The sequence below is a fragment of the Mucilaginibacter sp. HD30 genome, assembly GCF_054061755.1.
On sequence record NZ_JBSSEO010000001.1, the window covers coordinates 4,347,152 to 4,357,358 of the forward strand.

The window sequence follows — 10,207 nt, forward strand, 5'->3', positions numbered from 1 at the left end:
TCACTATCTGTTTTTTTGATAATAATGCTAAGTCTACAATTATATATATCTAAATCAATTATCATGCACCCCTCATTTCGCCGCATAGCGCAAAAAACTCTATTATTTTTAACGTTTACGTACAGTAGTTTTGCTGCGAAAGTTGATTTTGAAACAGCAACAGGCGCGTATAACCTGGCCATAGTTGGTTTGAATGGCCACGGAAAAGCCGATCTGGCGGTAGCTACCAACGGCAGCAGTAGTGTTTCTTTATTATTTAATGGCGCAAAACCCGCTTTCCCTGTTCCATCGATACAATATGCCAATTCAAAATTAAGTTATACAGCAACTGTTGCGGTTCCGGCGATATCTCCGGTTAACAATGGCGGCGCGGTTCCGGCGATGAGTTACGGACAAACGTCAGCATTCTCGGGCGGCCCTGTCGCCGGCTCTGCGAACGGACCTGTTGGGTCAGCCACTTTCAGCGGCATCTGGGGCCTGGCTTTTAATCAGGGTGTTTTGTATGCAGGCGACAACTATTCGGCCATCCGAAAAATATCGGATGGGACGGTAAGTAATTTTACATCCGCCGGCGCAGGAGAAGGCATGGCCTTTGATGCTACGGGAAATATGTATGTAGCCGTTGACACTAAGATCAATAAGATTACACCAGCAGGTGTTATTTCCATATTTGCAGGCAGTGCTACACGTAGTTCTGTTGACGGCACCGGTACGGCTGCCACGTTTAACGGAGCTTCCGGTATTGCGATAGATGCCCAGGGCAACCTGTTCGTTTCGGAGCAGGGAGGCCGCAAGATTCGCAAAATTACCCCTGCGGGCGTAGTTACAACCTTTGCCGGGAGTGGTGTATCTGGCGGGGCGAATGGCACAGGTACAGCGGCCACATTTAGGTTTCCCACCGGGCTGTCATTTGATGCAGCGGGTAACTTATACGTTGCCGATGTGAGCGGCCAGGCAATCCGTAAAATTACGCCTGCGGGTGAGGTTACCACGCTTGCCGGTTCGGGCGCGCCGGGTAATGCCGATGGCTGGGGCGCTTCAGCCACTTTCACATCGCCTTATGGCATTACTTATGACGCTGTTTCGGGTGACTTGTTAGTAGCGTGCAGCCGGAACATCCGTCGTGTAAGCGTAACAGGCCGCGTTACAACTATTTCGGGTAGCGGTACTGCAGGAATTGCCAATGGCGAAGGTAATACCGCCACCTTCACATCTGCTTACGCTGTGGCGCTGGATGGTGCAGGTGACCTGTATGTTGCAGAATCAAACACAATACGCAAAGTTTCGATGTTGGGTTATAGCATCAGCCCGGCCTTGCCGGCAGGATTGGTATTTGACCCTTTCACCGGTGCTATCAGCGGAACGCCAAAGACATCATCGGCAGCAACAAACTATATAGTTACCGCAGCTAATGCAGGCGGAATAAGCCAGGATACTATTAATATCACGGTGAACGGTTTCCCCCTTCCATCGATACAATATGCTAATTCAGCATTAACCTATACTGTAACTGTACCGGTAACGGGGGTTACGCCGGTTAACAGTGGCGGCGCAATCCCAACCACCGGTTACGGTCAAACTACTACATTTTCAGGTGGTCTCACATCCGGCTCTGTAAACGGACCGGTAGCTTCGGCTACGTTCGGCTTTATCTGGGGCCTGGCTTTTAATCAGGGTATTTTGTATGCAGGAGACAATTATACGGCCATTCGTAAAATTTCTGGGGGTACGGTAAGCAATTTTACCACCAGCGGCGCAGGCGAAGGCATGGCCTTTGATGCTGCCGGAAATATGTATGTAGCTGTTGATACTAAGATCAATAAAATTACGCCTGCAGGTGTTATTTCTACCTTTGCAGGCAATGCTACAAGTAGTTCTGTTGACGGTACCGGTACGGCTGCCACATTTAACGGAGCTTCCGGTATTGCGATAGATGCCCAGGGCAACTTGTTCGTTTCGGAACAGGGAGGCCGAAAAATTCGTAAAATTACCCCTGCCGGTGTAGTTACTACATTTGCAGGTAGTGGCGTATCAGGCGGGGCTGATGGCACGGGTACGGCCGCCACTTTCAGGTTCCCAAGCGGGCTGGCCTTTGATGCAGCAGGTAACTTGTATGTTGCTGATGTGAGCAGCCAGGCTATCCGCAAAATTACGCCAACGGGTGTGGTTAGCACACTTGCCGGTTCGGGTGCACCAGGTAACACTGATGGATGGGGCGCCTCAGCCACTTTTACATCGCCTTATGGCATTTCGTATGATAACGTTTCGGGCGATCTGTTCGTGGTATGCAGTCAGAAAATCCGGAGGGTAAGTACTGCGGGCCGTGTAACTACAGTGTCAGGTACCGGGAGCGCGGGTAATGTAAATGGCAATGGTCATATAGCCAGTTTTACATCTGCTTACGCTGTGGCGCTGGATGGTGCCGGTAGTATGTATGTTGCACAGCCAACATCCATCCGCAAAGTTTCGATGTTTGGGTACGGGATCAGCCCTGCCTTACCGGCAGGATTAGTTTTCGACGCCGCTACGGGTGCTATCAGCGGAACGCCAAGCGCAACCGCGCCGGCAACAAACTATGTAATTACTGCAGCTAATGCAGGCGGCATAAGCCAGGATACTATTAATATCACAGTGAAGGGTTTACCTGTTCCTGCCATACAATATGCTAACTCAGCATTAACATATACAGCAACGGTTCCGGTAGCTGCAATATCTCCGGTTAACAATGGCGGCGCGGTTCCGGCGATGAGTTACGGACAAACGTCAGCATTCTCCGGCGGCCCTGTCGCCGGCTCTGCAAACGGACCTGTTGGGTCAGCCACTTTCGGCGGCATCTGGGGCTTGACTTTTAGTCAGGACGTTTTGTATGCAGGAGACAACTATGCGGCCGTTCGAAAAATTTCAGGAGGTACGGTAAGCAATTTTACCACCAGTGGCGCAGGCGAAGGCATGGCCTTTGATGCTGCCGGAAACATGTATGTAGCGGTTGGTAATCTTATAAAAAGAATTACACCTGCGGGTGTTGTTTCTACCTTTGCGGGCAATGCTACAAGTAGTTCTGTTGACGGTACCGGTACGGCTGCCACATTTAACGGGGCTTCCGGTATTGCAATAGATGCCCAGGGTAACCTGTTCGTTTCGGAACAGGGAGGCCGAAAAATTCGTAAAATAACCCCTGGGCGCGTAGTTACTACATTTGCAGGTAGTGGCGTATCAGGCGGGGCTGATGGCACCGGTACGGCCGCCACTTTCAGGTTCCCAACCGGGCTGGCCTTTGATGCAGCGGGCAACTTGTACGTTGCTGATGTGGGCAGCCAAGCTATCCGTAAAATTACCCCTGCGGGCGTGGTTACTACGCTTGCCGGTTCTGGTATAACAGGTAACGCCGATGGATGGGGTGCCTCAGCCAGCTTTACAGAACCTTATGGCATTACTTATGATGTTCTTTCGGGCGACTTGTTAGTAGCCTGCAGCCGGAACATCCGTCGTGTAAGTATTGCCGGCCGGGTTACTACGGTTTCGGGTAGCGGAATTGCTGGTACTGCCAATGGCGAGGGTAATGCAGCCGGTTTCAAAGCCGCTTATGCTGTAGCGCTGGACGGCGCCGGCAGCCTTTATGTTAGTGAGGGAACCTTAATACGTAAAGTTTCGATGTTTGGTTACGGGATCAGCCCGGCTTTACCGGCAGGATTAGTATTTGACCCGGCTACAGGTGCTATCAGCGGAACGCCAAAAGCATCGTCGACAGCAACAAACTATATAGTTACCGCAGCTAATGCAGGCGGAATAAGCCAGGATACTATTACTATCACAGTGAACGCTTTTCCTGTTCCATCGATACAATATGCCAATTCAAAATTAAGTTATACAGCAACTGTTGCGGTTCCGGCGATATCTCCGGTTAACAATGGCGGCGCGGTTCCGGCGATGAGTTACGGACAAACGTCAGCATTCTCGGGCGGCCCTGTCGCCGGCTCTGCGAACGGACCTGTTGGGTCAGCCACTTTCAGCGGCATCTGGGGCCTGGCTTTTAATCAGGGTGTTTTGTATGCAGGCGACAACTATTCGGCCATCCGAAAAATATCGGATGGGACGGTAAGTAATTTTACATCCGCCGGCGCAGGAGAAGGCATGGCCTTTGATGCTACGGGAAATATGTATGTAGCCGTTGACACTAAGATCAATAAGATTACACCAGCAGGTGTTATTTCCATATTTGCAGGCAGTGCTACACGTAGTTCTGTTGACGGCACCGGTACGGCTGCCACGTTTAACGGAGCTTCCGGTATTGCGATAGATGCCCAGGGCAACCTGTTCGTTTCGGAGCAGGGAGGCCGCAAGATTCGCAAAATTACCCCTGCGGGCGTAGTTACAACCTTTGCCGGGAGTGGTGTATCTGGCGGGGCGAATGGCACAGGTACAGCGGCCACATTTAGGTTTCCCACCGGGCTGTCATTTGATGCAGCGGGTAACTTATACGTTGCCGATGTGAGCGGCCAGGCAATCCGTAAAATTACGCCTGCGGGTGAGGTTACCACGCTTGCCGGTTCGGGCGCGCCGGGTAATGCCGATGGCTGGGGCGCTTCAGCCACTTTCACATCGCCTTATGGCATTACTTATGACGCTGTTTCGGGTGACTTGTTAGTAGCGTGCAGCCGGAACATCCGTCGTGTAAGCGTAACAGGCCGCGTTACAACTATTTCGGGTAGCGGTACTGCAGGAATTGCCAATGGCGAAGGTAATACCGCCACCTTCACATCTGCTTACGCTGTGGCGCTGGATGGTGCAGGTGACCTGTATGTTGCAGAATCAAACACAATACGCAAAGTTTCGATGTTGGGTTATAGCATCAGCCCGGCCTTGCCGGCAGGATTGGTATTTGACCCTTTCACCGGTGCTATCAGCGGAACGCCAAAGACATCATCGGCAGCAACAAACTATATAGTTACCGCAGCTAATGCAGGCGGAATAAGCCAGGATACTATTAATATCACGGTGAACGTTGCCAGTTCGGATAAAGCAATTACTACCTTTGGTTTGACATCTCCCGCTACTACCGCGTTTGTAAATGAGACGGATAAAACGATAGCAATGACCGTTCCGTCTGGTACCAATTTAACCGCTTTGGTGCCTGTGTTTACCACCTCAGGGGCATCGGTGAAGATTGATACCGTTATACAGGTAAGCGGCGTAACTGCCGTGAATTTTAGTTCGCCGGTAACTTATACCGTTAAGGCCGCCGATCTTACATCTCAAACCTATCTTGTAACGGTTAACATGCCGCCGGTACCACCAAACCAATCATCGCGTTTGCTATCATTTACTAACATTACCGCCACCAGCGCAACTGTAAGCTGGACCAATGGTAACGGCGTTAAGCGTGCTGTATTTATTGCTAAAGTATCGGGCGGGGTAGCCGCACCGGTAGCTAATACTTCTTATTTGGCAAACACCACCTTTGGTTCTGGTACTCAAATTGGAACAACAGGTTGGTATTGCGTTTATAATGGCAGCGGAAACACCACTGATGTGACCGGCCTTGAGCCTTACAGCACCTACCGCTTAACCGTGGTTGATTATAACGGTGCTGCTGCTACCGAGCAATATTTGCTTACCGGCCTATCGCCGGCCAACGTAGCCACCGCATCATCGCAAAATGTATTGCCAACCATATCGGCACGTTTGCTAACGTTTAGTAATACAACTTATACCACAACTGCAGTAAACTGGATAAGCGGAAATGGCGCCAGGCGCGCCGTATTTGTTGCCCAGGCAAGCGGCGGCGTAGCGGCCCCTGCCAATAGTATGGAGTATACCGCCAATACAGCTTTTGGCTCTGGTAAAGAAATTGGCACCACGGGGTGGTACTGTGTTTACGATGGCACCGGCAGTGCGGCGAATATTAGCGGATTACTGCCTTACAAGACTTACCGCGTAACAGTTGTAGAATATAACGGGGCAAGTATATCAACTAAATACTTGCTTACCGGTTTGTCACCAGCCTCGGTTCTAATGCCGGCCTCACCCTTGGTGGCGCCAACAGTGCCATCGTTAAAATTAACCTTTACTAATACCGTAGCGGATGCTACGACTGTAAGCTGGACCAATGGTAACGGTGCAACACGTGCTGTATTTATTGCCAAAGTATCAGGCGGGGTAGCAGCGCCAGTAGGTAATACTTCTTATTTGGCAAACACCACCTTTGGTTCTGGTACTCAAATTGGAACAACAGGTTGGTATTGCGTTTATAATGGCAGCGGAAACACCACTGATGTGACCGGCCTTGAGCCTTACAGCACCTACCGCTTAACCGTGGTTGATTATAACGGTGCTGCTGCTACCGAGCAATATTTGCTTACCGGCCTATCGCCGGCCAACGTAGCCACCGCATCATCGCAAAATGTATTGCCAACCATATCGGCACGTTTGCTAACGTTTAGTAATACAACTTATACCACAACTGCAGTAAACTGGATAAGCGGAAATGGCGCCAGGCGCGCCGTATTTGTTGCCCAGGCAAGCGGCGGCGTAGCGGCCCCTGCCAATAGTATGGAGTATACCGCCAATACAGCTTTTGGCTCTGGTAAAGAAATTGGCACCACGGGGTGGTACTGTGTTTACGATGGCACCGGCAGTGCGGCGAATATTAGCGGATTACTGCCTTACAAGACTTACCGCGTAACAGTTGTAGAATATAACGGGGCAAGTATATCAACTAAATACTTGCTTACCGGTTTGTCACCAGCCTCGGTTCTAATGCCGGCCTCACCCTTGGTGGCGCCAACAGTGCCATCGTTAAAATTAACCTTTACTAATACCGTAGCGGATGCTACGACTGTAAGCTGGACCAATGGTAACGGTGCAACACGTGCTGTATTTATTGCCAAAGTATCAGGCGGGGTGATAAATGCCGTTGATAACACCTCGTATACAGCCAGCACAACATTTGCTGGGGGCACGCAAATAGGAGCAACCGGCTGGTATTGTATTTATAATGGAACAGGCAGTAGCGCTAATGTAGCCGGTTTATTGCCCAATAGTACTTACCGTGTTACGGTGATAGAGTATAATGGTACAACAGGAGCTGAAAAGTACATGAACACGATGCTTAATCCGGCAAGTGTAGTTACACTGCCTTCTCCGGCAGTGCCACCTACTGTTCCATCACTAAAATTAACTTTTACCAACACCACTATGGATGCTACAACCGTAAACTGGATAAGTGGTAGCGGTAGCAGGAGGGCTGTATTTGTGGCGAGGACCGCCAACGGCGTAATTACCAGCCCCGACAATATTACGTACGCGGCAAACGGCGAGTTTAGCTTAGGCATGCAGGTTGGCAATACGGGGTGGTATTGTGTTTACAATGGGACAGGCAACAATGCCTTTATCACCGGTTTGACGGTCCTTACCAATTATCGCGTTACGGTGATCGAATATAATGGCCTTGATGGAGCGGAGAAGTACATGAACACCATGCTTAACCCGGCAACTTTTACTACCACTGCTAATGTCCCAAGGCAGGCTGCAAGGGCATCCACGTTCGATAATGAGAGTATAGCATCCGGTATTACCGTGCATCAGGCCGTATCGCCCAATGGCGACGGAGTTAACGACGTGCTGACAATTGATGGAATATTAAATTATCCGGATAATACAGTTAGCATCATCAACAAATCAGGTGTTCAGGTATTCAGTATTAAGGGTTATGATAACGTTACTAAAGTATTCGATGGGAGTAGCAGCAATGGTAGCAAATTGCTTCCGGGAACTTATTTCTACTCAGTGGATTACAAGGAAGGTGCTGTAACCAAACATACAACAGGTTACCTGGTGCTAAAGTATTAACAAATGAATCTAAATAAAGCAAGTATTATAAATCATATAAAAAGCAGCCATCAATTGATGGCTGCTTTATTTAGCTTTAGCATTTTGCTGTTTATTACAGATAAGGCCATGGCCCAGCAACAAGGTAATTTTAGCTATAGCCAATATGCCGATAACCTTACACCATTAAACCCGGCTTATTCGGTAATAGACAAAGCTGGCTCTGTTAATCTGTTAGGACGGAAGCAATTTGTTGGGATAACCGGGGCGCCGCAAATGCTGCTGTTCAATGCAAGCGTCCCTATACCGTCTTATAACAGCGCTGCAGGTTTAATTGTACTGAACGACCAGTTTGCCGTAGAACGCTTGACGGAGATAAATGGCTTTTTTGCAAAGTCCATCCAACTGACGAATGAAAATTATCTGGCAGTATCACTTAACATTGGCGTACGCAGCTATGCAGCTAATTATTCATCGCTTGATTATAATGACCCACAGTTTAAAGATGACGTAAGACAGACAACGCCCAACTTGGGTTTTGGGGTGATGTTTTATGGTGCCAATTATTACGTAGGCGTATCACTACCCGAACTTACTTTACAAGGGCTGGGTGATGCATCTGTACAAAAATTTAACTATTTAAAAGATCATTATTACTTTGCGGCGGGTTACTTGACCACTTTGTCCGAGGAAGTTAAATTTAAGCCCGCAATGCTTATATCTTATTCCAAAGGCACTTCTACAATCGCTAACTTATCTGGCTCACTATTTTTAAAAGAGCAACTTGGGCTGGGGTTTAACTATAACACCAACAAACAAATGGCAGGTATTTTATCCATTAACAGCGGCAGCTTTAAGATAGGATATAGCTACGCGTTCAATACATCAGGCAACAACCTTGGCGGCTTTAACAATGCCACCAATGAACTTAGCCTAAGTTATCGTTTTGGGACGGATTTGAAAAACAAGTTACTGTAAAATCCATTAATTTATATATTCATTAAAGCCGCGCTTATACAACACTGGGTGATTTTTGAAGAAATGACAGCAGAATTTCGTTAAGGCAAATTTAGACTAATGTTATTCGATTCCATTGAAAATTCAACCAATATTGCCGAGGATAACGAGTTCGTCTGAATGAATTTATAGTGGGTCAAACTTTGAAGGCTCATTCAATTAACGTGTGAAGCCATAGCTCTTATCCTAATCTTCGTTGTCGTCCGATCCTCTGGAATTACAAGCCAAGAGCAATACTTATAGAAAATTATGGGCAATAAAAAAGCGGCATACCAAATTAAATCTGGATTTGCCGCTTTTGCCTGTTTGGTAGCGGGGAAGGCGGGAAATGTCGAACTTTATGGAAGATTTGGAGGCGCTCTCCAACACTGTTTAATTAACCTGGTTCTTTTAACGCTTGTCCCACGTGTGTGTGAGACAATTGAGACAGGTTGGGACAATGTTTTCAAAAAGCAACTGACAGTTAGTAGTTTGCTGTTTTTAGCTGGGACAAAGTGAGACTATTTATAAGTCAGGAAAATTAGCTGTGGATTTAAGTTAACTTACTTATAATCAATATGCTATAAAAACTCAATTTTTTGTCCCACTTTTTCAAAGGCAAGTTATAAAAGCAACAAAGCCCGGCGCTTAGCCAGGCTTTGTTGCTTTACATCTGTTAAGAGAGCCATTGGTATTCCCCGCGCTTCAGTTGTTGGTCATAAGACACAACAACGGCTTGGGCGCGGAAGACAAACAAGGGCATAGTTTGCTGTTTTTAGCTGGGACAAAGTGAGACTACCTATAAGTCAGGAAAATTAGCTGTGGATTTAAGTTAACTTACTTATAATCAATGTTCTATAAAAACTCCATTTTTTATCCCACTTTTTCAAAAGCAAGTTATATAAAAACAACAAAGCCCGGCGCATAGCCAGGCTTGGCTGTTTCACATCAATTAAGAAAGCCATTGGCATCTTCCCGCGCTTCAGTTGTTGGTCATAAGACACAACAACGGCCAGGGCACGGAACACCAACAAGTGCATAGATAATATTAATCAAATACTAATTGAGTTATATAGTCGCCGATAAAAAAACTAAGTAAAAGGAAAAGGATACAGCAGATAAAAGATACATAGTGGGCATTTCTACTAAAAAAACCAGTTGGCCTATTTGCATCATAGTAATGATTTACATTTTTGTAGAAATTATTGTGTTTATACAATCTGTAAAAAATTTGCTGCACAATAATTACCACTAGAGGCCCCCATATCAATCGGAACCTAAGACTATCTTTTGATTTGTCCAAAAAAAACAACGGATTATGATCGGATCTAACCACCGAATATGATATGACGTAAATTCCCGCAGCTGTAAGGCAGGTTATGCC

3 protein-coding genes are annotated in these 10,207 nt (G+C 47.4%); all 3 read left to right on the forward strand.

All coding sequences use genetic code 11. The annotated features are described in order from the left end of the window. Window positions 1-63 precede the first annotated feature (63 nt). The 3 genes from ACVW2L_RS20390 (at window position 64) to ACVW2L_RS20400 (ending at window position 9,342) form a co-directional block, all read left to right on the forward strand. Complete coding sequence (locus tag ACVW2L_RS20390; protein WP_457129798.1) at window positions 64-7,848, forward strand: putative Ig domain-containing protein; 7,785 nt, start codon at window positions 64-66, stop codon at window positions 7,846-7,848. A 3-nt stretch (window positions 7,849-7,851) separates the two neighbouring features. Then, the gene (locus tag ACVW2L_RS20395; RefSeq protein ID WP_457129799.1) at window positions 7,852-8,805 is read left to right on the forward strand and encodes a PorP/SprF family type IX secretion system membrane protein; all 954 of its coding nucleotides are present in this window, start codon (window positions 7,852-7,854) and stop codon (window positions 8,803-8,805) included. A 288-nt stretch (window positions 8,806-9,093) separates the two neighbouring features. Beyond that, window positions 9,094-9,342, forward strand: coding sequence for a hypothetical protein (locus tag ACVW2L_RS20400; protein ID WP_457129800.1), 249 nt, complete (start codon window positions 9,094-9,096; stop codon window positions 9,340-9,342). Window positions 9,343-10,207: the final 865 nt, after the last annotated feature.

What these genes read in the sequence shown, in the direction of transcription:
- ACVW2L_RS20390 (WP_457129798.1), top strand. Translation starts at nt 64, where the DNA reads ATGCACCCCTCATTTCGCCGCATAGCGCAAAAAACTCTATTATTTTTA.
- ACVW2L_RS20395 (WP_457129799.1), top strand. Translation starts at nt 7,852, where the DNA reads ATGAATCTAAATAAAGCAAGTATTATAAATCATATAAAAAGCAGCCAT.
- ACVW2L_RS20400 (WP_457129800.1), top strand. Translation starts at nt 9,094, where the DNA reads ATGGGCAATAAAAAAGCGGCATACCAAATTAAATCTGGATTTGCCGCT.